The following is a 25009-nucleotide window of genomic DNA, read 5'->3' as shown; positions in this document are numbered from 1 at the left end:
AGCTTAGTTACAGCAGATAAGTGTTTAGAACAGGTCTTTAACTGTTTAGTTTAGGTTCCCAACCACTTTGTCATAGCATTCAACCGTTTAGTTGACAGCTTCAGCCATTTAGTTAAGGCGATCAAGCACTTAGTTGAAGCAATCAAGCACTTAGTTGAGGCAATCAAGTACAATTTATTACATTTCAGCACTTTACAAGCACATTTAAAAAGATATAGTTCATGAAACAATTCTAATTTCAAGCAATTTTTAAATATCATTTTATAACACAAACAAAAAAATCATTATGAAAAAAGATCAGGTACAAAGAGATTTTGTTATTGCAGATTCTGTATTGAAGCAAAAAGCAGATGAACTCATCGCTCTGATAGACAGAGATCTGGCAGAATTCACAGACCGTGGCTACAATGCCGCAAAGAAGACGGAATTTGAGGAAGCACGCAACGCCGTGGAAAATTGCCATTGATGCTCAGGCAAAAAGTGTATCCGACAGAGATCTCGCTACAGAAGACCGTATCGAAGCACTGAACCGTCTCTACAGATTAGTGACAAAATATGCAGGCATTGGGCAGGATGTTTTCTATGAAACGGATGAAGCCAAATACAATGACTATATTATCTACAACACACCGGACGGTTTGCCTCAGGATCCTCCTCCAACGCCCTTATAAACTTCAGGTAGTACAAGACCTCTCAATTTTTTGGGAGGTTTTTGTTTGAGGTTATCTTAATAGTTGTGATTTAAATTTAAAACAGAAAACAATTTCAGTAGAATATGAATATCCGTTAATAATCATAATGCTAAAATAAGCACTAATTTTGTCATTTCGGACGAATCTCAACACACTGAAAATAAGTAGTTTGGATTCTTACGGAAATCGAATATTCGACGTAGTCAATGACAAACAACCGTTAAAACTAAGTTATTACTAATTACACACTTCATAAATAAGAACCACACCACTCCTAAAACAGTTTTTCTATCGAATATTTTTAAGCTGAGCCATACACGAAAGTAATTTGAGCCGTACACGAAAGTGAAAAGTTTGTTTTATAGATGACCTTTGTACTGTAATTTTAAACAAAATAAAATGTCAGCAATTAAAAAAATAACTTTGGGCAAAGACGGTCCTCTGGTTTCTAATCTTGGTTTAGGTTGTATGAGAATGTCATCCATATGGGGTGGCTCAACGCCTGACGAAGCAGAAAGTATCGCAACCATTCATCAGGCTCTCGACAGTGGTATTAATTTTTTGAACACAGGAGATTTTTACGGTGCCGGTCACAACGAAATGTTGATTGGAAAAGCGGTAAAAGACAGACGTGATGATGCTTTTATCAGTGTGAAATTCGGTGCGATTTTTCATAATGGTCAGTGGATTGGTATGGATCTCCGACCTGTTGCCATCAAAAATTTCATCAACTATTCCCTTACCCGTTTAGGAATCGAAACCATTGATCTTTATCAGCCGAGCCGGATGGATGGCAGTGTTCCGGTAGAGGATATTATCGGAACTGTTGCAGACCTTGTAACAGAAGGAAAAGTACGTCACATTGGTATTTCGGAGATTACAGCTGAACAGCTCAGAACTGCCAACAGCGTTTATCCTATCAGTGCTTTGGAACTGGGCTACTCTCTTGCAGACCGTCAGATTGAAAATGATTTACTACCTGCCGCAGAAGAACTGGGAATCAGCGTTGTGGCGTTTGCCAATACCGCAGAAGGCCTTCTGACAGGAGATTTGACAGCTCCGCTTGCAGAGAATGACCACAGAAATCATTTTTCACGTTTTCAGAAAGATAATTTAATTAAAAACCTTGAAAAAGTGGAAGTTCTGAAACAACTGGCAAACGACAAAGGCTTCACTCCTACTCAACTCGCCATTGCCTGGGTGAAAGAACAGGGCGACTACATTATGCCATTGGTAAGTATGAGCCGAAGATCGAGATTACCTGAAAATATAGCAGCAATGGAAATTGTATTTACCCCTGAGGAAATGAATACTTTAAACACTACATTTGCAATAGGTGCTATACAGGGTGGCACTTATTTACAGCGATAAATGGAAAGTCCAGCAGAAATTCTTCCCGGCGTCATATTTTACTCTTACCTCTCTGCGGAGCGGAAAGAAAAAGTGTGTTTTTGGAATCATCATACCGTAGTCCTGCAGGTTTCCGGGCAGTTGGTTTTGGAAACCTCTGAGCAAACAGTTTCAATTGCAGCAGGCGAAGTTTTGCTGATCCACAGAAATCAACTGGGAACACTTACCAAGACGCCTTTATTGGGAGGAAATTATGAAACAATTGTCATCTCGCTTCAGGATGACCTTTTAAGTACGATAGCTTTAGAAGAAAAGCTTGAATCTGACAGAAAGTATATCGGTCTTCCCAATATTCTGATTCCTTCAAATGAATTTCTGAAAGGTTATTTCCAGTCTATTATTCCGTATGCCCGAAGTTCGGGGGCATCGATGACTGATGAACTGGGAATTTTAAAGGTAAAGGAAGGCATCAAATTGTTGCTTCTCGCTGTGCCCGACCTAAGGAATTTTCTTTTCGATTTTTCTGAACCCCACAAGATTGATCTTGAAAAATTTATGGTCAGCAATTTTCATTTCAATGTTCCGACTGAAAAATTTGCACAGTTAACAGGAAGAAGTCTGGCAAGTTTCAAAAGAGATTTTCAGAAAGTTTTCGGAATGCCGCCAAGACAATGGCTGAAGGATAAAAGACTGACTGAAGCCCGCCATCTGATTGAACATAAAAACAAAAAGCCTTCTGCGATTTATCTTGATTTAGGTTTTGAAAGTCTTTCCCATTTTTCAGATTCCTACAAGAAGAAATTTGGAAATTCGCCATCAGTGGTGGCAGAATAAGTTTTTTTAAAATAGTTTAAAACCGTTGATTTTTTATCAGCGGTTTTTTTGTTTCGGACAAAATTCTATATTGATTTAATAATACTGGTTTTTATATTTGTAACAATTAATATATTTACCAACGAAATTTACAGGATTTTTTATATCAACGAATAACTAAAACTTCTCCATGCAACAACACACTTTAAAAACAGATTATCTCAGGACTATAGATTGGTTCAAAAACGAAGTTGTAGACTGGAATTCTGCAGGAATGTGTTACGCTCTGGATGGAACTAAAAAGCAAATTCAAAAATATCATTTCGGGTTTGAATGCGACTCTTCCATTACTTCCCAATGCGGTAATTATGTTTTTATCTACAAAAAATTAGGAACCAAAGGACTTCTTTTGAAAAACGGAGAAATATTACGGGAAATCAACCGCAGTTATTACCAGTCAGAAGTATACGAATACCCTGCTGCATTCATTTTTTACAAAGAAAAGACCTACCTGATACACTGTCCGAATTCGTACTGCCAGCTGGATTTTGAAGATGTAGAAACGGGAGAGATTGTGACGGATAAAGTGGAAAGAAATCCGCGGGACATTTTCCATTCGAGACTTGAAGTGAGTTCTGATAACCGATTTCTCTTAAGCAAAGGCTGGGTTTGGCATCCTATAGATGTGATTAAACTGTATGATGTTGCAGAATGCTTTAATAATCCAGCAATATTAGATTCAGAAAAGAGCATTTCAAATCTATCTGTTGAGATTTGCTCGGCATCGTTCATCGATAATGACAGAATTTTATTTTGCACTTCCGAAGAAGAACCTTTTGATGATGATAATGACGGGATGTTTCCTGATCATCTTGCCATTTGGAATTTTAAGACAAATGAAATCGAAAAGACAGTAAAACCTGATGTGGAATGCCGAAATGTATTTGCTGTCAATGAAGACTTTTGCTGGGATTTATACAATTACCCAAAACTTATTGACTTAAATACGGGAAAAGTTGTCGGAGAATTTCCTAAGATTAATTCGGGATCGCAGCGTTCTTCAATTATTTTCAAAACTAATAATTTTCCCAAAATAGCTTTTAATAAAATCTCAAAACAAATTGCTATTGCAAAAGAAGAAACCATAGAAGTTTTAACACCATGATACATTTTTGAAAATCCATTATTTTTTCAAATCAAATGACAGCATAATATTTGAAGATTACTTTGAGTTGTAAAATTTCTATCGAAGTTTTCAAATTCATACACCAGCAATCTTAAATCAAAATACAATGCTTAAAAAAGGAGACCACGTAAAATGGAAGTTTCAGAATGGCGAAACCCATGGAGTTGTAACGAAGATTCACACAAAAGACTTTGTTTTTATGGAACGCCAGCGAAGAGCGTCGGAAGATGAACCTCAATATGAAGTGATGAGCGAAAAAACGGGTAAATCTGCTGTGCATAAAGCATCGGCTTTAAAGAAGATTTAGAAATTCTTTGATAAATATAAATTTTACCTGAAAACTGTTACCGGATTTGTTACTTGGTTTTATAATACTCTAAAACAAAAAAATAAGCAAACTCCTATATATAAAGAGTTTGCTTACTGTGACTTCGGAGGGGTTCGAACCCCCAACCCTCGGAGCCGAAATCCGATATTCTATCCAGTTGAACTACGAAGCCATTTTTATGAGTAATGAGTAATTGGTGATAAGTAATGCAAATTGCTCATTACCGATTACTCATTGCTTATATTTTAGAATGTAATCTTCACGCCTCCCAAAACCTGTGCTCCTAAGACTTTGTAGCCTTGAAAAGTTTGGTATTTGGCACGGAGAAGATTGTTTCCGACTGCGAAAATACTAAAATTTTTGTGAAATCTGTACTCTGCGGATAAGTTTAAATCTGCATAACCACCAACTTTATCATCAGTATCTTCTGCAGACTGATATACAGTAGAACCTGTCACCAACGGATCAGGAACCGGTGTCAGCGTGTAAGAATTTGTGGTTCTGTCACTTGCGAAGATTCCTTTGAAGCCCAAAAGAAGTTTTTTCTCCAGCATCGTGTATTTTGCTCCGAAAGATGCAGTAAGCAAAGGAACGTTATAAATATTTTTATAATTGTTCAAATCATACTTCTGGAATCGCAATTCACCGTCAAGTACAAGATTTTCAAGCGGGAAATACTGTAAACTACCTTTGATATCACTCACATTTCCGTCATCGTAAACAGTTGAGAAAGTATTTGCAAAGTTGTAGGCAGAACGGTTGAGCGTAAATGCATTATCAAAAAGTGAGTTGGCTCTGAAAAACATAATGTTATTCATTTTTCCGAAACCTGCAGAGACATCATACTTGAAAGTCTCGTCGATATCTCCTCTTAAACCTGCGTAAAAGTGGTATTTCGTTTCGGTTGGTCTCAGATATTGGTCAGAAACCAAAAACGGATTGTCCTGCAACAGTTCGCTGTAAGTATTCAGTTTTAAACCACCGTCTACTCCACCGTAAAATTTAAATTCATTGGCAGCAGCGTATTGGAATTCAGCTTGTGGAAACCAGTAAGTTTTATTAGACTTTAACTGTTCTGCTAAAATTAAATTATCATTTTTAGAATTTAAAAAAGCGAATGATGAACCAACGGTTAAATAGGAATCACCTTTTCTGAAACTCACTTTCGGAGTTAAATGAGCGTTTACAAAATTGGATTTATTGGCATCTCTGATGGTGAATTCTGTTTTCACGGCATCCAAACCTAAACCTAAATCAGCGTTGAGAGTAAAGCCGGAATCCCCAAGTTCTACAGCGTGTTTGGAAAGATTTGCCAAAGCAGAAACCTGATTTTCCTTTGCATCAAAATGGTCGGTCAGAAATGAAGATTTTACTCTTACATCATTCAGAATTTCATTAGAATAAAAATCGTAGTAACCGTTTACTTTAAATTGATTGACCTTTTGGTCTAAATTAACACCCGCATCAGGCTGTAGCGCATAGATTCCATAATAGTTGAAATGATCCAAACCATATTCTGCATTCAGATTAAATTTCCCTTTTTCACCGTATGAATTCATGAAAGCACCGATCGTTGCAGCACTCTGTTTGGAATCCCAGGCGTAATCTTTTTTCAGCCCCTGTGTAGAAAGCCAGTGCGCATCTGCACCAACTTCAAGTTTGTTTTCGAGAACTTTGGAAATGTGGGCATCACCTAAGATTTTACCGTAATTCCCCATTCCAAACTGGATGTAGTTGTCCTGAGCCGTTTCATCAAATTTCGGAGCTACGTCTTCCCCCTGAATAGTTGATGTCTTAAAATCGCTTACCACAGGAACATCAGTGATGGTATATTTTACCGGATTGGCAGATTTTTCTTCAGGCGGATAGTTTTTCACCGTTTCCACAGAAGTTTTTTTCTTCTCAATTTTTTTTACTTCCGGTTCTCTTTTTTTATTAAGTATCAGTTTTTCCTCTTTGATCTGTGAGAAGGCAACTGACGAAATTCCCAGAAATAATATAGATAGTATTTGAATTTGCTTGTTCATTTTTAAAAATTGTATTAATGTATAATGTGATGTATTATGTTTTCTGCTTTGTACATTTTACTCTGTACATCGTACATCTTACTTTTTAATCGTTTTTTTAACCTCTTTTGCTTCCGCTACAATTTCCGGGAAGTCTGCATAGTTCGAGATAATCTGGTCGCAGGTATAACTCGCCTGATAATTATCTTTTAATCCCACATAATTTTTAGCCATTAAAACCAATGCTTTTGCACCCCAATATTCTTCTGATGCATAATTGTTGGCCAGCTTGAAAATGGTTTCATTGGAAGTTTTAAATGACTTCGCCTTATTCTGATAAAAAGCTTTTGCATACAGAGATTCTGCAGCAACTTCAGTATTGGAAGATTTTTCAAGAGCAGCAAACGCTGACTGCGCGTCTTTATCTTTACCTGCATTCATCAGACTTCTTGCCTTGATGACTTTCGCCGTTTCAATAACTGCAGCTGAGTTTTTATTATTTGAAATTACTGCGTCAGCTAATTTTTCGGCCTGAGAGAAATTCTTTTCTTCGGCATAAATTTTCATCATTTCCACATTTGCGTAGTTTCTGATGTTGATATCTGAAGAATTCACAAGACTTTCAAGATATTTTTTCGCTTCAGAAGAATTTCCCTGAGCGATGTAAATCTGCGCCAGTCTTGTCTGCGCATCATCCTGATAGTCGTTGGCTACATTTCCTACTTCCTGAAGAACCAGTAAAGCTTTAGTGGAATTTTTGGTCTGATAATAACTTTCTCCCAACTCGTATTTCGCCTGATAAAGACCTTCTCCGCTTGGATTTTGAGTTAAATATTTCTCGTAATAAGAAATGGCATTTTTGTAATCCTTTTTAGCAAAGAACTGCTTGCCGGTAGAAAGATTAATTTCGTCGATTTCGGAAGCATCGACATTTACTCCAAGATTTCTGGCAAAAGTTTCATACCCTGAAACATCTCCGTTTTTCGTGAAAATCGGTTTGGCAGCCTGCACAATTTTATCTGCGTACTGCGTATTTTTATATTGCTGACCCAGAGAAGTCAGTTCCGAAAGTGCCTTATCGTTCTGGTTCTGGTCAATCAAATTCTGAGCTTTGTAAATAGAAGCGTTCGCCACCAAATCACGGTCTGAAGAAGATTTAATTACTTTCGAAAAGAAATCTGAAGAGTTTGAAAAATCATCCTGACTTGCGTAGGCAACACCAATTTCGTACTGAGCATCGTCTGTATATTCTGAATCCGGATATTTCGAAATTAAAGATTTAAGGTTGGTAATTTTAGCATTGTTATCGCCTTTAAATCCTAAAGCCATCGCCTTCTGAAACAGAGTATAATCTGTCGCATCCTGATTTTGGTCGTACACGGCAATCGCTGCATCCAGATCGTTGTTGGCATAATCGATATCCGCTAAACGAAGCTGGGCATCGCTTTTATATTCCGTTTTAGGATTATTTAAGTACTGTTTAAAGTATTTTTGAGCCTGATCAAACTTTTTCGATTTAAAATAAGCATAACCCAAATCATAAGGTAACTGCTGTTTTTCAGGGAAAGTTTCGGTTAAAAGCTTTTCGTAACGCACGATTGCTGAAGGATAATTTCCTTTCTGATAATACGTTTGTCCGAGCCAGTACAGCGCACGGCTGTTGAATTCTCTATTGATATTAAATTCTAAACTTCTCAAAAGAAAACGTTCAGCTTCATCAAAATTACCTTTGTTAAATTCTTCCGTTCCCAAAAGATAAGAAACTTCCTGATCAATTTTATCGATTTCCGGTGTGGAATTCTGAAGTCTGTCAATCGCATTTAAAGTTTCACGGTAGTTCCCCGAATACAGATAAGATTTCACCAAAAGTGATTTCATTTCGGTGTTGTCTGCTTCCGCTTTGTTCTCAGTCATGTAATTCTGAATAACCTGAGAAGCATTTTCAAAAGGATTTCCGATGTCGTAACTCAATTTTGCATATTGCTCCTGAGCAAGCTTTTTCACACCTTTATCATAATTCATCTGATAAGAAGATCTGAATGCCGAAAGTGCTTCCTGTTTTTTGCCAACTTCCAGATAAGCATTTCCTAACTGATAATAAGCATTCTGAGCCAAAGCCGAATTGGAATTGACCAGTTGATTGTAGTAAGAAACAGCCTCGTCATGCTTTTTCAGTTTCGCGGCTACAAATCCCATTTCGTACAGATCATTTTCTGAAGGATTGAGCTGTACAGCGAGATAATCTTTCAGATGAGGGTAAGCAGAAGTGTAGTCATTTTTCATGAAATAACTTTCCCCGATGATTTTGTGAACTTCCGCTTTGTAAGATTCAGAAATATCTTCGTTTAAAAGTGCGTTTCCTTCTGTAATTGCCTTATCGTAATCCTTTTCATTAAAATACATCTGCACATAGTAAGGTCTCACGAGTTTCGAATACTTCTCTTCATTTTTAATGGAATCAAAATACTGAAAAGCTTTGTCATTATTTCTGCCGGCATAATTTAAATGTCCAAGCATGTAGGCGATATCGCCTTTTTGCGTTCCGTCCGAAGTTTTATACGCTTCTTCCAGTGCATCGATAGCACCTTTGGCATCACCGAGCATAAACTTGGCATAACCCAGTTTCATGATGTACTGTGTGTTCTCCTCTTTTGTCAGTTGATACTGATTAACTTTTTTTAAAGTCTCAAGCGCTTTTTTGAAATCTTTTTTGGCTAAATAATAATCAGCCAGCGGAAGATTCGCCTGTGCGAAATAAGCAGATTTAGGATATTCTTTGATAAAAGCTGTCAAACCTTCTTCCGCATGATTTTTCTGAAGAATCACACCGATGACGTTATCAAAAAACTGAGCAGCTTCCTTTTTGGATCTTGAAAGATTCTGATTGTAAAAGTACTGTCTTGCGTATTCGTACTGGGAAGCGTTGTATATTTTGGTTTGATACAGATTTTCGGCAAGACCGAATCTGTAGTTTTCTTTTTGGCTGAAATATTGTGACTGCTGTGCGTCGGAAATCCCGAAATAGATGACAGCAGCGGCTAAAAGTATTTTTTTTGATCTCATTAATTACAAAATTTTTGAATGATCTGTGTTGAATATTAAGTGTTTAAGTCTTTAAAATTAATGATAATATTTATCCACAATTTACCAACGAAAATATCAAAAAGATATTGTTTAAACAAGGCTTTTAACATATTGTTAGTATGTGGATTATTTTTTAAAGTTAATTAACTTTCCCTTAAGAAATGTTAAGAAAAACGTAATATTCTGAAAGATTTAATTACATTTGTTTTTTTCAATTCAAATAAACTATTAATGAATCAACTTTTCAGAAGAAAGATCTATTCAGAAACCGATACTTCCACTTCATTGCTCCGTGTTTTAGGGGTTTGGGACATTGTTTTTTTTGGAATTGCCGCCATCATCGGCGCGGGAAGCTTCAGCAGCCTCGGTGAGGCCATTTTCCGCGGAGGTCCAGGAGTGATTTTACTGTATCTCATCTGTGGTTTTGCATGCGGTTTTACTGCTCTTTGCTACGCTGAGTTTGCGAGCCGGATTCCTACAGCTGGATCAGCATATACTTATGCATACGCAAGTTTCGGCGAATTGATTGCGTGGATCATTGGTTGGGCTCTGATTATGGAATATTCTTTTGGTAATATTTACGTTGCATTCTCATGGTCAGATTATTTCACAAGTTTCCTCGGAAGACTTGATGTACATATTCCTGAGTATTTCAGCTGCAGTTACACTGAGGCCAAAAAAGCCTTCTTCAGCACGCCACAGTCTACCAATAACGAACTTTTAAATGCCTGGAAAAATGCTCCGGTAATCGGAGGTTTAAAAATAATTCTTGACATTCCGGCTTTGGTTATCAATGGCTTAATCACATGGCTGTGCTTTGTCGGAGTTAAAGAAAGTAAGAATTTCAATAATGTTTTGGTTATTTTAAAACTTGCCGTAATTGTACTTGTAATTTTGGTCGGATTTAAATTTATCAATACCGGAAACTGGACTCCTCTGAATCCTGAAACACAGGTAACTTCCTTTATGCCAAACGGGTTTGCAGGAGTAATGAGTGCTGTCTCGGGTGTGTTTTTTGCCTACATTGGGTTTGATGCGCTGAGTGTACTTTCAGAAGAAACTAAAGATCCGCAGAAAACTTTACCTAAGGGAATGATCATTTCCCTGGCACTATGTACCGTAATTTATATCGCTCTGACTTTAGTTTTGACCGGAATGGTAGATTACAGAAAGTTTGACGGCGTTGGAGATCCGCTTTCTTTTATTTTCGAGAGAACCAATGCCAATGTCGCGTGGATGGAACTTACCGTTTCTTTCATTGCCATTATTGCGATTACAACAGTACTTTTGGTATTCCAGATGGGGCAGCCAAGAATCTGGTACGCAATGAGCCGTGACGGACTGATGCCTAAAAAATTTCAGGATGTTCACCCGAAATACAAAACACCATCTTTTGCAACCATCGTAACAGGCGTTGTAGTAGGTATTCCTATTCTTTTTACTGATAAAAGTTTCATTCTTGATTTCACAAGTATTGGAACCATTTTCGCTTTCGTATTGGTATGCGCCGGAGTTTTGATGTTGCCTGCAAAGCAGAAAATTAAAGGCAGATTTCACCTTCCGTACATCAACGGAAAGATTATTTTTCCTGTTATTTTTATTGGAACCGTAGTTGGATTTTACTATTTTCAGCCTGCTTTTTTTGAAAATTTAATGGATTGGAACGATCCTAAAGAAGGAGAATTCAGAGCTTCGATATTCTTCTTTATCATCATTAATCTGATTCTCTGTGTTTTTACCTTTATTAAAAATTTCTCTTTAATTCCATTGATTGGTTTAAGTTCGTGTCTTTATCTTCTAACGGGAATGAGTCACGACAACTGGTTCTGGTTCGGACTTTGGTTTGCGATCGGACTTGTAATCTATTTCTTTTACGGCTACAGAAACAGCAAACTGAAACAGGCTTAAAGCTTTGAAGAAAATACTTTTTATACTCGTCCTGATGACCTTTGGATGCGTTGAAAAGACCGAAAAAATTGGTTCTTCTTATGTTGAAAATAGTGTAGAAAGAGTTTCGTACAAGGAATTTTTAAATCAGATTAAATCAAAAACTGAGGCTGAAAAGAGAAAGTATTTTTTCAGATACATCAATTATGACATGCCGGAATACTGGCAAGGCACACCATGGTCTTTTGGAGGTACAACACGTAATCCTCAATCGGTAACTATTTCCTGCGGATACTTTGTAACCAACATTTTAAGTGATTTTGGTATTAAAATTGAACGCGTTTACTTAGCACAACAGCCTTCTTCTGTGATGATTATAAAACTTTGTACCGAAATTAAATATTTCAGTAAAAGAGAAGATTTAGAGAACTACATTTTATCCAAACCGCAAAATACAGTATACATTGTCGGACTAGATTTTCATACAGGATTTATCACACGGGAGAACAGGGACACTTATTTTATCCACTCCAATTACATTCAGAATAAAGGAGTAGTAAAAGAAAAAACCGATAGCTCAAAAGCTTTGAACGCTTCAAAAACCTACATGATCGGAACTTTAAAATATTAAAGTTATGTCTGAAAGAATAAAAACATTCAGTGAATTCTATCAGTTTTATCTCACTGAACACAGCAAAACAGGAACACGAATTTTACATTTCACCGGCACCCTGCTGGTATTTTTTGTCATTGGTTACGTTATTTATTCAGGTAAGGAAAGGTTTCTATGGTATGTTCCGCTTTTTGGCTACGGCTTTGCATGGTTCAGTCATGCTGTGATTGAAAGAAACGCTCCTGCGACCTTCAAATATCCTTTTTGGTCACTCGTTTCGGATTTTAAACTATTTTTTGATCTTTTGACCGGAAAACAGAAATTCTCGAAACCTAAAGTGGAAGTTGACAAGGAAGACGTTTCGGAAAATCTAAATTTAAAATAATTTTCAATATGAAAACAAAATCATTTATCAGGCTGTTTTTCATCTCATTTTCAGCGTTTATTCTTTTAAACTGTACTGCGAATTCTCAGACGGCAAACTCAGCAGAAAAAACACTGTTTGTAGGCTCAGAAACTAAAGACTGTACCGGTGTAATGCCAATGAAATGTCTTCAGGTAAAAGAAAATTCGTCTGACAGTTGGGGAAATTTCTATTCGAATATCGAAGGATTTACCTATGAACCAGGATTTGAATATGAGCTGAAAGTGAAAACTGAGAAAATCGCTAATCCACCGATGGATGGATCTTCAATAAAATATATATTGGTAAAACAGGTTTCGAAAGTTAAGAAATAAAAAAACCGCTTTTTAAAAAAGCGGTTTCAAATTTATTTAATATTCCAATTAAAATATTGCTGGATATTTCTCAGGATTTGTTTCATTAAACATAGCATAAATTCTTTCAACCATATCATCGGCAGATGGCTTCGAGAAATAATCTCCGTCACTCGCATAAGCAGGTCTGTGATCGTTGGCAGCAATTGTTAACGGATCAGAATCCAAATATCTGAATGCTTTTTGCTTTTCTAAAATCTGCTGAAGAATAAACGCTGAAGTTCCACCCTCCACATCTTCGTCGATAACCACCAACCTGTTGGTTTTCTTCACCGATTCAGCGATTTCATGAGACAAATCGAATGGAATTAACGACTGTACGTCAATCACTTCAGCCGAAATTCCCAATTTCTCCAATTCATTTGCTGCTTCGGTAACAATTCTCCAGGTTGAACCGTACGTTACCAAAGTTACATCCTTTCCTTCTTTAGTCACTTCAATTTTCCCGACAGGAACAGTGAATTCACCGATGTTGTCGGGTTGTTTTTCTTTTAATCTGTATCCGTTCAGGCATTCAACAATGACAGCCGGCTCGTCGCTCTGAAGCATCGTATTATAGAATCCTGCAGCCTTCGTTAAGTTTCGTGGAACCAAAACCAAAATACCTTTGGAAAGATTTAAGATCCCTGCCATTGGAGAACCTGAATGCCAGACACCTTCAAGTCTGTGACCTCTTGTTCTGATGATTACAGGCGCTTTTTGGCCACCTTTCGTTCTGTACTGAACCGTTGCAAGATCATCGCTCATTCCCTGCAGACAGTATAAGATGTAATCTAAATACTGTATTTCAGCAATAGGTCTTAAACCTCTCATTGCCATCCCAATTCCCTGTCCGAGAATCGTAGCTTCACGAATTCCTGTATCGGCAACACGAAGTTCGCCATACTTTTCCTGCATTCCTTCAAGACCCTGGTTCACGTCACCGATGTTTCCGGCATCTTCACCAAAGACCAAAGTTTCAGGATATTTATCGAAAATTTTATCGAAATTATTTCTGATTACGACTCTGCCATCCACATCTTCAGAAGAATCTGAATAAACAGGTTTTATTTCTTTTACATTTTCAGCCTTCCATTCAGACTGTGAATATAAGTGAGAAGAATAATTGTCTTTTTCAACCTCAAAAATCTCATTGTACTTCTGCATCAGCTGATTTCTTTCTGACGAACTGCTTCCTCTTGTTGCCAGTAAAGATTTTCTCACTAAGTGGAAAACATCCTTTTTAGCTTTTGAAACCAATTTATTGAAATTATTGATGTGATTTTCAATTTCAGAATTTTGTCCCTTTAAATTTTCAACCAAAGGTAAAACTGATTTTGTAAGGTCAGTAATTGTCTTCTGATAGTTTTCCCATGCAGTTTTCTGTCCGCTTTTTACATGTTTCTTTGCTTCTTCATCGATCGCGTCCAGCTCTTCTGCAGTTGCCAGAACTTCTTCCTTACCTTCAATTTCGATTGAGTAGTTTAAAATCCATTCTCTGAATTTTACCAAACCATCAAAATCAGCTTCCCATGCAAGTCTTTCTTCATTTTTATATCTTTCGTGAGATCCTGAAGTTGAGTGCCCCTGAGGCTGCGTCACTTCGATGACATGAACCACCACGGGAACAGATTCTGTTCTTGCAAAATGCTCAGCTCTTGCATAGGCATCCAACAGCGAAGCGTAATCCCAGGCTTTCACCTGAATAATTTCACAACCCTGAAATTCACCTTCTTTTCTCTGGAATCCGCTTAACATCTCAGCAATATCTGCTTTAGCTCTTTGCTTCATTGTAGGAACCGAGATCCCGTAGCCATCATCCCAGATTGAAACAATCATTGGAACCTGTAATGCACATGCAGCGTTTAAAGTTTCCCAAAAATGACCTTCCGCAGTAGAAGCATCACCAATCGTCCCAAACGCAACTTCATTACCATCCTGAGAAAATTTTTCAGAACCCTCAAATTTTACTGATTTATATATTTTGGAGGCTTGTGCAAGACCTAATAATCTTGGCATTTGCCCTGCAGTAGGAGAAATATCAGAAGAAATATTTTTTTGTGCTGTTAAATCTTTCCAGCTTCCATCTTCATTCAAACTTCTTGTAGCGTAGTGACCGTTCATCTGTCTACCTGCAGACGCAGGCTCACGCTCTACACTTGTATCTGCATACAACTGAGCGAAGAAACTTTCAACAGTAAGTGCATCTGCTGCCAATGCAAAAGTTTGATCTCTATAATAACCGGAGCGGAAATCACCATTTTTAAAAACTTTAGCCATTGCAAGCTGTGGAAGTTCCTTACCATCCCCGAAAATACCAAATTTTGCTTTTCCGGTAAGTACCTCTCTCCTGCCAAGATAAGACATCTCGCGGGAAATTCTTCCTAATTTGTAATCGCTAAGTATCTGATTTTTAAAATCCTGAAAAGAAATCTGCTGCGTTTCTATATAAGTTGTCTGCATTACAATATGATTTTTACAAATATAAATAATTTTTACTGTTTGCGATAAAACAATTTTACAGAATTCATATTTTTTTAGAATTATTTTAAAAATTTGATAAATTTTAAAGATTGCTAAATCTTTGTTTAATAATGAATCATTTTAAAAAGGATTACCTACAAAAAAAAGTTCCTCGCGTGAAACACGCAAGGAATCTAAAAACACAAATGATGAAAAAAAAAAAAAAAAAATTGTTAAATATGTGAATGTGGTTTGGTTTACTTTTTAGGTGGTGCAATCGGATCTCCTTCAACTACAGTTGTAGAATTAGCAGAATCCGCAATTTTTTGTGAAGCTTTATTTATAAGCTCAAGATTTTGGTAATCTTCAGTGCTGAAATTATCATCGTCCTGACGACAAGAAATTACTGTAGTTAACAATGCTGCTGAAAAAAATAATACTAACTTTTTCATATGAGTTTAATTTATAAAGGTTAATTTTTAGTTCGCTTAATTTTCTGTTGCAAACATACAGCGGAAAACAATTTTAAATCAAATTTTAGGATAGGAAATACGTAAAAAATGTCCGGCAATTTTTAAATTTTCGATTTTTTATTCAAATTAATTATGTTAATATTGTAGACTTTTAAATTTATAAAAAGCCCAACGTGTTACCCAAATTTTATAATTTTCTATGTAACCACTTGATTAAAAGATCATTTCTATCTGTATTTATAATTACCCTGTTGTCTTTTAATATAAATGCGCAGGAGAATTCTAAAAAAAAGCTGGATTATCAGGAAATCGAGACAAAAATTGATAGTTTTCATAACGATCAGAAAAAAGCATGGACTCTAATACAACATTATATAAAAACTGCAAAAGATGCCGGCAATAATGAAGCTCTTGTTTATGCTTACAGATACGCGAGCAATTTTTCTGTCTACCCTCAAAATTTAGATTATGCCAATCTGGCTTTAAATACTGCAAAAAATTCAAAGGATGAAAGATTGCTCGCAACAGCCTATTTCAATCGGGGTGCGATCTATATTCAGGAAGCATTTTATCAGAAATCTTTGGATGATGTTTTAATTTCTAACAAATACGCCAGTACTGTGAACGATCAATATGTTGTTTACAAGAGTATCTACCTTATTGCTCAGAATAAAATCTATTTAGGTTTATATGAAGATGCGGCAAAAGAGCTACTAATCTGCATCGATTTTTTTAAAAACCATGCAACAGACTCAAAATTAGGTCAGGATTACCAAACCTATTATATCTATTCGATGCTCAGTTATATTGATAACAACACAAAAATGGGCAAATCTTCTGAGAATAAAAAACTGATCGACGAAAGTATTAAATACTTGAAAAGCAATGATTTAAAACAATACATCCCCTATTTCATTTCATCTCAAGGTACCGATGCTTATTACCAGAGAGATTATAAAACATCGATTGTCAAACTCACACAGGCACTTGAAATGTATAATGACCAGTATCCACACATTACTGAAATTTATTACTTAGGCCTGAACAACTGGAAGATCGGCAAAAGAAGCATAGCTGTAAAATTCATGGAGGTGATTGATAATCAATACAACACTTCCAATAAACTGGATCCACAATTCAGATCAGCCTACGAAATTCTCATAAAGTATAATGATTCAATTAAAAATAGAGATAAACAGCTGGAATACATTGATAAACTGATGATTCTGGATAAATCTTACGAGAAAAACTTTAAATATCTGTATCCTAAAATTAATAAGGAATATGATACTAAAAAATTAATCTCAGAAAAGACAAAGGTTGAAAATCTCCTGATTTTAAGAAGCAATATTTTTATTATTATCCTCATCATCAGTTCAGGCATTATCCTTTTCTTCAGTATCAGATACTATAAAATTAAAAAACTTTACAAGCAGAGATTTGAAAATATTATTATTAATTCTGAGGTAGAGCATAAAAAGCATCATAATCCAAGAGAAGTGCAGGAAAACACTCAGCCTGAAGCTTTAAAGCCGGCATCAATTTCAGACAAAGATGTCAAAGAGCTCAATTTGGATAGTCCTGAAAATCAAGACGAATACTATTCAAAAATACAGGGTCTTAATCCACTTGTCATAAAAAGTATATTGACTCAACTGGATGCTTTTGAGGACGAAGAAAGATATCTGGACAGCCAGCTTACGCAGAAATCTCTTGTTGAAGAATTGGGAACAAACTCTACTTATCTTTCGAAAATTATCAATACGTACAAAGGTTCAAATTTTAATGTATATATAAATAATCTCCGTTTAAATTATATTATTGATCTTTTGCGAACTGATGCCACTTATCTGCAATATGATGTAAAAGAACTTGCAAACATCTGTGGTTTTTCAAATTCTGAAAGTTTTTCAGACAATTTTTACAGGAAATTTGAGATTAAACCATCTTATTTTATCAAGATGATGAAGGAAAAATCTAGAAATTCCTCTCAATCACATAATCCAACATCAGATTAAGAGAAGTTTTGGGTTCAGAGTCCGGAAATTCCTGTAATATATCTTTTGCTTTCTGCTGAAAATCTTTCATAACAGTGACCGCATATTCCAGACCACCTGAAGATTTAACAAAATTGATGAGTTCTTTCACCCTTTTCTGATCGTTGTTGTATCTTTTGATGGTATTGAAATAATACTTCTTATCAGCCTCACTTGCAGTTTTCAGCGTATGAATCAGTGGTAACGTCATCTTTTGCTCCTTGATATCAATTCCAACCGGTTTACCAATAACATTGGAACTCAGATAATCGAAAAGATCGTCTTTGATCTGGAAAGCCATACCGGTGTAAGTTCCAAACTCCATCATTTTTTTGGCTAATTTTTCATCAGCACCGTTTGATAGTGCACCAATTTCACAGCAGGCAGCAATCAATGTCGCTGTTTTCTGACGTATAATTTCATAATAAACATCCTCTGTGATATCCAATTTTCTGGCTTTTTCAAGCTGAAGAAGTTCCCCTTCAGACATTTCTCTGATTGTCCGGGAGATTACTGCCAGTAAATCGTAATCTTTATGATCCGTAGAAAGTAAAACCGCTTTAGACAAAAGAAAATCGCCAACGAGAACGGCAATTTTATTTTTCCACAAAGCATTGATTGAGAAGAAATTCCGGCGTTTAAAACTCTCATCCACCACATCATCATGCACCAAAGTTGCGGTGTGAATCAGCTCAATCATCGACGCTCCACGGTAGGTTTTTTCATTGACTTCACCCACAAGTTTTGCACAGAGAAATACGAACATCGGGCGCATCTGTTTCCCTTTTGTGGTAACAATAAAACGGGTGACTTTATCTAATAAAGATACTTTCGTCTGCATCGATTCATAAAACTTCTGTTCAAAAAGTTTCATTTCTTCGTTGATGGGTCGCTTGATTTCTTCTACGGTATTCGCCACTATCTTTGAATGATGGGTAGTTGATATTTAATTATCACAAAGATAAAATTTTTAGTCCAATTTTAACGGAAAATTAAATTTTATATGAATTCTAACTGCCTCAGAATTTCAGTTTTTCTTTTGGTATAAAATAGAAATAAGGTTTTGTAGTCCCTAGTGGTGAATGAAATTTTTCCCCTGAAATATAAATCCCTTTTTCATCAACCGCAATCCCCTCAATTTGTCCAACTGTTAAAGCACTTCCCAAATACAATTTCTGTGGATTTGCCTTGAAGAAAATTCCGGATTCGGTTTCATTAAAAACCATCAGAAAGACTTCTGTCTTTTTGGTGTAGCCCACAGCGTAGAGCTTTTTATCGAAATAATATGCATCAGAAATCATGAAGCCTGTTTTGAAAGATTCTACTTTTCCGGCAGCCTGTCTTACAGGATTATTTGGATCTAAAGTATAATGCGTTGTTGATTTTGAGGCCCATTCTTTCGTGAAAATATGCAGTTTTCCATTAAGATAAATCATTGATTCCAAATCAAAGTCTGTGGAGATGTTTTTTGGCGTAAAATCTTTCTGTTCCGCATAGAAAAATGAAATAGTTTTTAATGAATCATTCTGAAGCTGATTATTTTCAAAAGGAATTTTAAAAATTTTTAAATCTTGCCTTGTGCCTGCGTTATTTCCAAAATCGCCTATGTAGAAGTTTCTTCCATCGTTGGCCAATGCTTCCCAATCTTTATTTTGAGTATTGACTTTTAAAACATTAAGAATTTTCCCTGACTGTTTATCGATCTGATAAAGTTCTGCAGGATTTCCGCTGTCGTTGAAAGTGTACAGTTTTCCATCGAAAAAACTGAGTCCGGAAGTTTCCTGAATAGAATCATTTAAAACAGAAACCCTGTAATTTTTAAGTTTGAAAATTTCGGACTGTTGTGCAGAATTTAAAATCGAAAAAATGATTGAAATGATTAGAAAAACTTTATTCATAACACAAAAGTAAGATTTTTAATGTCAATCGAAAGGCACGATGTTGATTTCAAACTACGTGTATTATTGTTCAAACATTTCTCGGTTGTTGTCTGTCATCTATATTTTACCACGGGTTTCACCCATGGCTACTGAGATTGAGCCACTTCGTAGTTCTCCTAAAAAAATCAGATTGATAATTTGTAAGTTCAGACAAGAATTGTCATACAGACTATGATAGATAGTAAATTATTCCGCAGTTTTGTTTGCCAACTGTCCGCAGGCCGCATCAATATCGCCACCACGACTTTTTCTTACCATAACAGTTACGCCCGCTTTTTCAAGTTCACGCACATATTTTTCTTCAGCGGCAATACTTCTGTGATCAAATTTTCCTTCACCAATTGGGTTGTACTGAATTAAATTAACCTTTGAAGGAACCTGTCGGCAATATTTAATTAAAGCTTTAATGTCTTCATCTTTATCATTAATTCCTTTCCAGACACAATATTCGAAGGTGATGACAGAACCTGTTTTTTTATACCAGTACTGCAAAGCTTCCATAATATCCGTCAGTGGAAATTTATCTGAAAAAGGCATGATTTCATTTCTGGTCGACTCAACTGCTGAATGAAGTGATAAAGCAAGTTTCACTCTCAGTTCGTCATCTGCCAACATTTTAATCATCTTTGGAATCCCCGATGTAGAAACGGTAATTCTTCTTGGCGACATTCCCAGACCTTCCGGCTGGGTAATTTTTTTGATTGCTTCAACCACATTTTTGTAGTTCATCATCGGCTCGCCCATTCCCATAAAAACAATATTCGTCAACGGTCGGTTGTGATATTCCCTACTCTGTCTGTCAATAAGTGCTACCTGGTCTACAATCTCTGCCACCTCAAGATTTCTCATTCTCTTGAGCTTTGCCGTAGCGCAAAATTCACAATTCAGGGAACAGCCTACCTGTGAAGATACACATGCTGTAGTTCTGGTTTCTGTAGGAATTAATACTGATTCCACCATCAACCCGTCGTGCAGTTTGACTCCGTTTTTAATGGTTCCGTCACTAGATTTTTGAAACTGATCTACCGCTGCAGGATTCATCACAAAATCACGGATCAGATTTTCTCTCAAATCCTTTGAAAGATTGGTCATCTCTTCAAATGAATGAAGATTTTTACTCCAGATCCAGTCGTAGACCTGCTTGGCACGGAATGGCTTTTCGCCAATAGTGCCGAAATAGTCTTTGAGTTGATCGAGAGATAAAGTACGGATGTCTTTCATTTTATTAAAGAGCCAGGTAAAAAGTTATAAGAGCCAAGTTGTTGCTGAGTGAGTTTAAGAGCATGGTAAAAAGTTAGAGCCAGATTTAAAGTTTTGTGTTGTTAACTATCGCTGCAAGAATGTTTTTCAGTTCTTTGCTTTCCTGAAGTAAATGCTTGAATTCTTCAGAATCGTATTCATCTAAACTTTCTAAGATACGAAGCCAATAATTACTTTCACGTGCTTCTCTCAAAGCAATCTTCACTTTATTTTTAAAGTCTGCTTTAGATGAACCTGCCTGAGATTCTTCGTAATTTGCCCCCAGGGAAGTAGCGGATTTTCCTAATTGAAATCTTATCAACTTACTTTCAGGATCATTAGGCAGTTTTCTCAGGAATTTAAGACAACCTACTCCAAAAATAAAAGTCCTTTCAAGCAAATCATTGGTTTTCATACTTTTAACCTTTAACCTGGCTCTTTTTACTTATAAAATCAACATTGCATCTCCGTAAGAGTAAAATTTATATTTTTCTTTTACAGCTTCTTCGTAGGCGTGCATTACAAAATCTTTTCCTGCAAATGCTGCAATCATCATCATTAATGTTGATTTTGGCGTGTGGAAATTGGTAATCATGCAGTTTGCCACTCCGAAATCGTGTGGCGGGAAAATAAATTTATTTGTCCAACCGTGGAAAGCGGAGATTTTTTTGTTTGAAGAAACTGAAGTTTCCAGAGTTCTCATCGTTGTAGTTCCTACAGCACAAACTCTTCTGTTTTCTTCCACAGCTTTGTTGATGATTTCGGCATTTTTTTCGTCGATGAAAATCTCTTCAGATTCCATCTTATGTTTAGATAAATCTTCAACTTCAATTGGATTGAAAGTTCCCAAACCCACGTGAAGCGTAACTTCAGCAAAGTCGATCCCTTTAATTTCCAATCTCTTCATCAAATGTCTTGAAAAGTGCAGACCTGCAGTAGGCGCCGCTACAGCTCCCTCTACTTTAGCATAAATTGTCTGATATCTTTCAGCATCTTCAGGCTCAACCTCTCTTTTGATGTATTTTGGAAGTGGAGTTTCTCCTAATTCTTTCAATTTAGCTCTGAATTCTTCGTAAGGTCCGTCGTACAAAAATCTTAAAGTTCTACCTCTTGAAGTAGTATTGTCAATCACCTCTGCAACCAAAGATTCGTCTTCAGTGAAGAATAATTTATTTCCGATTCTGATTTTTCTTGCAGGATCTACCAAAACGTCCCAAACACGGGTTTCTTTATCAAGTTCTCTCAATAAGAAAACCTCAATTTTAGCTCCGGTTTTTTCTTTGTTTCCGTAAAGACGTGCAGGGAAAACTTTAGTATTATTGAAGATGAAGAGATCTTTCTCGTCAAAATAATCTACAACATCTTTAAAAAGTTTATGCTCTATTGTCTGAGTTTTTCTGTCTAAAACCATCAGTCTGGCTTCGTCTCTGTGCTCCGACGGGTGTTCTGCTAAAAGTTCTTCAGGAAGATCAAAATTAAAATCTGATGTTTTCATTTTTTTAAATTACGGTTTAAAAATTATCAATTACAGTAAGTAATTTGCGAGGTGCAAATATACAACATTCAATACTCCTTTGTCAAGTGTTTGGGAGGAAATAAAAAATCACGATAATTATTTATTTTATTATGAGAGTAATTCGTTAGAGAAAGAAATTTGAAAATTTGGGTTGTTAAAATTACTTAATGAATTTTTATTCTACGGTCAAAACGATTTCTACCGGTTCAATCACCTTTAACTCCAAGCTTTTTGTAGCACCATCAAATTCACTGGTTGCTGAAGTTACGATCATATTTTCCGGGAGCGAAATTTTCATTTTTACACCATAAAAGTCAAGCAGGTTTTCTAAACCTACAAATGCGAGATCATCCTTATATTTGTTAAACTTAACCAGAGCTTTCGTACTGTAATTCTTAGAATCAGCTTTTTTAGATTCTTTCATTTCATAATTGAAAATAATTCCGTCATTCTTCAAAGGAACGGCGATTATGAATCTGTTTTAAACTCATCTTCGAATTGCTTTTTTACATTTTTCAGTTTCTCTAATTTTACGTAAATAAAATCTTCATTTTTTATCGGAAAATTTTCATTTTTGAGATCAAAATAATACAGAATATCATTGGGATAATCTGCAATCATCACTCCGGATCTCGTTTTCCTTCCTTTAATAATATTGGCTTTGTAACTCTGGTCTTTAGAATTTACAAGACTGTAAAACTCATAAGAAGATCTGTCTTTACTACATTTTATCTCTGAAGAATATCCTAGATAATAATCAAAATGATAGGTTTTTTGAGAAAACAGAAACAATGAAATAGAACAGAAAAATGCAGATAAAAATATTTTCATAAGTACGTCGTTAAAATCTTCCAATCCTCAAGTTTTCTTTCAAAAGAAACCGTGTAAAGCGGACTGGTTGACGGCAATAAATATATAGGAATTTCAGAATTTTTATCTAGAATTTTCTTTAAGTTCTTAAAAGACTTTCCGCCATTGCAAAATATTACACCAATATTTGGATGTTTTTCCAGCAGATCTTTAATGTCATTAGCTTCCTCATTTCTGATTTCAGAATCAAGGCTGCCTTTTCGTTCGCAGGTGTCGATGACATCCCATAAAGCAATTTTGTTTTTCTTAAGAACTGCAATTTTTTCCACATAATTTTCAGTAAATTCTTCACGAAATAGATTAAAGATAATTTTCCAGAATTTGTTTTGTGGATGGCCGTAATATTCCTGCTTTTCGAGAGATTTCACTCCGGGAACTGTGCCCAAAATCAAAATTTTAGATTCCTGATCGACAATGGGCGGAAATGATGAGATTCTGTTTTGCATATTCAAATATAATGTTTGAAAACCTAAAGAATGTTAAACTAAAAAGATTATTCATAATCAAATAGAAATATAATTAAATTTGTATTAAATAATATTTAGTTTAAATGAAAAAACTTGCTATCCTTTCTTCAATTGTCCTTAGCGCTGTTGCTTTTGCACAGGGAATTAAATTTGAAGAAACCCCATTCAAAAATCTTTTGGAAAAAGCGAAAAAAGAAAACAAACTTGTCTTTTTAGACGCTTATACTACGTGGTGTGGACCATGTAAACTGATGGCCAAAAACATTTTCCCTCAGCAGGAAGTTGGTGAATATTTCAATGCCAGTTTCGTGAATGCAAAAATTGACATGGAAAAAGGTGAAGGTCTGGAAATTGCCAAAAAATATGGCGTAAAATCTTATCCAACCTATCTTTTTATCAACGGTGACGGAGAAGAGGTTCACCGTTCTTTAGGGTATACTCCGGAAGCCAAAGACTTTATTGTAATCGCAAAAGACGCAAACGATCCTAACAAAAGACTGAGCACTTTAAAGCAAAAATTTGAAAAAGGTGACACAAGTCCTGAATTGTTAAAGAATCTTGCGGGATTAACCATTTATAATGATCCTCAGTTTGCAACAAGAGTTTTAGAAAAATACTTTCCACAGGTGAAAACGCTTACACAGGAAGATGTACAGATGCTTTTGATGGCTGCACAAAATCCTGACAGCCCGATGTACACAATGTTCAAAGAAAGAAAAGCTGATATTATTAAAGTTTTTCCTGAAGCCAATTACAATGCGTTTGATAAAAATGTAAAAGTATCTGCTCTATTCAAAAAATCTTATAATGCGGAGAAAAAAACGTGGGATGACCAGTATTTTTTAACTGAAGCTCAAAAATTCTTATCTAAAGAAGAAGCTGAGAAAACTTTGCAAAGAGCAAAAATGGGCAGAGCGGCAAGAGCAAAAGATTTTAAAACTTATGAAAAGCTTGCTTTGGAAGTTTATAAAGATTACCAAACTCTTTCGTCTGGAGAACTCAACGAAATCGCATGGAATTTCTTTGAAAATGTAGATTCTAAACCAGGTCTTCAGACAGCTGTAAAATGGGCTCAGGAATCTGTAAAGAAGGAAGAAAGCTATGCCAACACAGACACTTTGGCTAATCTCTACAATAAAGTAGGTGATAAGAAAAATGCTAAAATCTGGGCGCAAAAATCTGTTGATTTAGGAAAAGCTGAGGGAGAAGATGTTGCTGAAACAGAAAAATTACTGAAAAGTTTATAAAGCCATCCTGGTTTTATTGGTTAATAGAAGTCCGGCTCAATTT

24 protein-coding genes and 1 tRNA gene are annotated in these 25009 nt (G+C 35.9%); 12 read left to right on the top strand and 13 right to left on the bottom strand.

Annotated elements, in window-relative coordinates; genetic code table 11:
* Positions 1-286: 286 nt before the first annotated feature.
* The 6 genes from IC610_RS02580 to IC610_RS02555 all read left to right on the top strand — a co-directional run bounded on the left by IC610_RS02580 (position 287) and on the right by IC610_RS02555 (position 4348).
* Complete coding sequence (locus IC610_RS02580; RefSeq protein WP_191735100.1) at positions 287-466, top strand: hypothetical protein; 180 nt, start codon at positions 287-289, stop codon at positions 464-466.
* Complete coding sequence (locus IC610_RS02575; RefSeq protein ID WP_191735099.1) at positions 429-671, top strand: hypothetical protein; 243 nt, start codon at positions 429-431, stop codon at positions 669-671. Before IC610_RS02580 ends, IC610_RS02575 begins: the two co-directional genes overlap by 38 nt.
* A gap of 420 nt (positions 672-1091) precedes the next feature.
* A complete protein-coding gene (locus tag IC610_RS02570) occupies positions 1092-2063 on the top strand; it encodes an aldo/keto reductase (protein WP_191735098.1) in 972 nt (323 codons plus the stop codon).
* A complete protein-coding gene (locus IC610_RS02565; RefSeq protein ID WP_191735097.1) occupies positions 2064-2876 on the top strand; it encodes a helix-turn-helix domain-containing protein in 813 nt (270 codons plus the stop codon).
* 169 nt (positions 2877-3045) lie between these two features.
* Entirely contained in the window at positions 3046-4020 is a 975-nt protein-coding gene (locus tag IC610_RS02560; protein ID WP_191735096.1) for a hypothetical protein, read from the top strand.
* A 127-nt stretch (positions 4021-4147) separates the two neighbouring features.
* Entirely contained in the window at positions 4148-4348 is a 201-nt protein-coding gene (locus IC610_RS02555) for a hypervirulence associated TUDOR domain-containing protein (RefSeq protein WP_056079123.1), read from the top strand.
* Positions 4349-4467: 119 nt separating this feature from the next.
* On the opposite strand, the gene IC610_RS02550 is transcribed toward IC610_RS02555, so the two are convergent.
* From IC610_RS02550 to IC610_RS02540, 3 genes are all read right to left on the bottom strand, one after another.
* Positions 4468-4541, bottom strand: a tRNA-Arg gene (locus IC610_RS02550).
* A 73-nt stretch (positions 4542-4614) separates the two neighbouring features.
* Entirely contained in the window at positions 4615-6396 is a 1782-nt protein-coding gene (locus IC610_RS02545) for a TonB-dependent receptor (RefSeq protein WP_191735095.1), read from the bottom strand.
* Positions 6397-6474: 78 nt separating this feature from the next.
* Complete coding sequence (locus tag IC610_RS02540; RefSeq protein ID WP_191735094.1) at positions 6475-9438, bottom strand: tetratricopeptide repeat protein; 2964 nt, start codon at positions 9436-9438, stop codon at positions 6475-6477.
* A 252-nt stretch (positions 9439-9690) separates the two neighbouring features.
* On the opposite strand from IC610_RS02540, the gene IC610_RS02535 reads away from it, so the two are divergent.
* From IC610_RS02535 to IC610_RS02520, 4 genes are read left to right on the top strand one after another with little or no spacing between them, the layout of a single operon-like run.
* Entirely contained in the window at positions 9691-11367 is a 1677-nt protein-coding gene (locus tag IC610_RS02535) for an APC family permease (RefSeq protein WP_191735093.1), read from the top strand.
* 4 nt (positions 11368-11371) lie between these two features.
* A complete protein-coding gene (locus IC610_RS02530) occupies positions 11372-11977 on the top strand; it encodes a hypothetical protein (protein ID WP_191735092.1) in 606 nt (201 codons plus the stop codon).
* A gap of 4 nt (positions 11978-11981) precedes the next feature.
* Positions 11982-12344 carry a DUF962 domain-containing protein gene (locus IC610_RS02525; protein WP_191735091.1) on the top strand — a complete coding sequence of 121 codons (363 nt, stop codon included), beginning with the start codon at positions 11982-11984 and terminating at the stop codon, positions 12342-12344.
* A gap of 8 nt (positions 12345-12352) precedes the next feature.
* Positions 12353-12697, top strand: coding sequence for a DUF4377 domain-containing protein (locus IC610_RS02520; protein ID WP_191735090.1), 345 nt, complete (start codon positions 12353-12355; stop codon positions 12695-12697).
* A gap of 48 nt (positions 12698-12745) precedes the next feature.
* On the opposite strand, the gene IC610_RS02515 is transcribed toward IC610_RS02520, so the two are convergent.
* Positions 12746-15178 carry an alpha-ketoacid dehydrogenase subunit alpha/beta gene (locus IC610_RS02515; RefSeq protein WP_191735089.1) on the bottom strand — a complete coding sequence of 811 codons (2433 nt, stop codon included), beginning with the start codon at positions 15176-15178 and terminating at the stop codon, positions 12746-12748.
* Between the two features lie 257 nt (positions 15179-15435).
* Entirely contained in the window at positions 15436-15630 is a 195-nt protein-coding gene (locus tag IC610_RS02510; protein ID WP_191735088.1) for a hypothetical protein, read from the bottom strand.
* A gap of 272 nt (positions 15631-15902) precedes the next feature.
* Between IC610_RS02510 and IC610_RS02505 the strand changes: the two genes are divergently transcribed.
* Positions 15903-17669 carry a helix-turn-helix domain-containing protein gene (locus IC610_RS02505; RefSeq protein WP_191735087.1) on the top strand — a complete coding sequence of 589 codons (1767 nt, stop codon included), beginning with the start codon at positions 15903-15905 and terminating at the stop codon, positions 17667-17669.
* On the opposite strand, the gene IC610_RS02500 is transcribed toward IC610_RS02505, so the two are convergent.
* The 8 genes from IC610_RS02500 to IC610_RS02465 all read right to left on the bottom strand — a co-directional run bounded on the left by IC610_RS02500 (position 17629) and on the right by IC610_RS02465 (position 23698).
* Entirely contained in the window at positions 17629-18606 is a 978-nt protein-coding gene (locus IC610_RS02500) for a polyprenyl synthetase family protein (RefSeq protein WP_191735086.1), read from the bottom strand. The two genes, IC610_RS02505 and IC610_RS02500, sit on opposite strands and share 41 nt — an antisense overlap.
* Before the next feature lie 100 nt (positions 18607-18706).
* Complete coding sequence (locus IC610_RS02495) at positions 18707-19585, bottom strand: hypothetical protein (protein ID WP_191735085.1); 879 nt, start codon at positions 19583-19585, stop codon at positions 18707-18709.
* Between the two features lie 228 nt (positions 19586-19813).
* Positions 19814-20848 carry a 23S rRNA (adenine(2503)-C(2))-methyltransferase RlmN gene (gene rlmN, locus IC610_RS02490; protein ID WP_191735084.1) on the bottom strand — a complete coding sequence of 345 codons (1035 nt, stop codon included), beginning with the start codon at positions 20846-20848 and terminating at the stop codon, positions 19814-19816.
* 85 nt (positions 20849-20933) lie between these two features.
* Positions 20934-21281: a four helix bundle protein gene (locus IC610_RS02485; RefSeq protein WP_191735083.1), complete on the bottom strand. Its 348-nt coding sequence runs from the start codon at positions 21279-21281 to the stop codon at positions 20934-20936.
* Positions 21282-21311: 30 nt separating this feature from the next.
* A complete protein-coding gene (queA, locus tag IC610_RS02480) occupies positions 21312-22361 on the bottom strand; it encodes a tRNA preQ1(34) S-adenosylmethionine ribosyltransferase-isomerase QueA (RefSeq protein WP_056079084.1) in 1050 nt (349 codons plus the stop codon).
* A gap of 196 nt (positions 22362-22557) precedes the next feature.
* Positions 22558-22806, bottom strand: coding sequence for a hypothetical protein (locus tag IC610_RS02475; protein WP_191735082.1), 249 nt, complete (start codon positions 22804-22806; stop codon positions 22558-22560).
* Between the two features lie 44 nt (positions 22807-22850).
* Complete coding sequence (locus IC610_RS02470; RefSeq protein WP_191735081.1) at positions 22851-23213, bottom strand: hypothetical protein; 363 nt, start codon at positions 23211-23213, stop codon at positions 22851-22853.
* Positions 23210-23698: a DNA-deoxyinosine glycosylase gene (locus IC610_RS02465; RefSeq protein WP_191735080.1), complete on the bottom strand. Its 489-nt coding sequence runs from the start codon at positions 23696-23698 to the stop codon at positions 23210-23212. Before IC610_RS02465 ends, IC610_RS02470 begins: the two co-directional genes overlap by 4 nt.
* Before the next feature lie 104 nt (positions 23699-23802).
* Here IC610_RS02465 and IC610_RS02460 point away from each other — a divergent pair, with 104 nt between their 5' ends.
* Positions 23803-24966, top strand: a complete 1164-nt coding sequence (locus tag IC610_RS02460) for a thioredoxin family protein (protein ID WP_191735079.1) — start codon at positions 23803-23805, stop codon at positions 24964-24966.
* Positions 24967-25009 lie beyond the last annotated feature (43 nt).

Source organism: Chryseobacterium caseinilyticum (genome assembly GCF_014837145.1).
Lineage (GTDB): Bacteria > Bacteroidota > Bacteroidia > Flavobacteriales > Weeksellaceae > Chryseobacterium > Chryseobacterium caseinilyticum.
The sequence above is the reverse complement of the archived record's forward strand: the minus strand, read 5'-3'. Positions and strand labels throughout refer to the sequence as shown.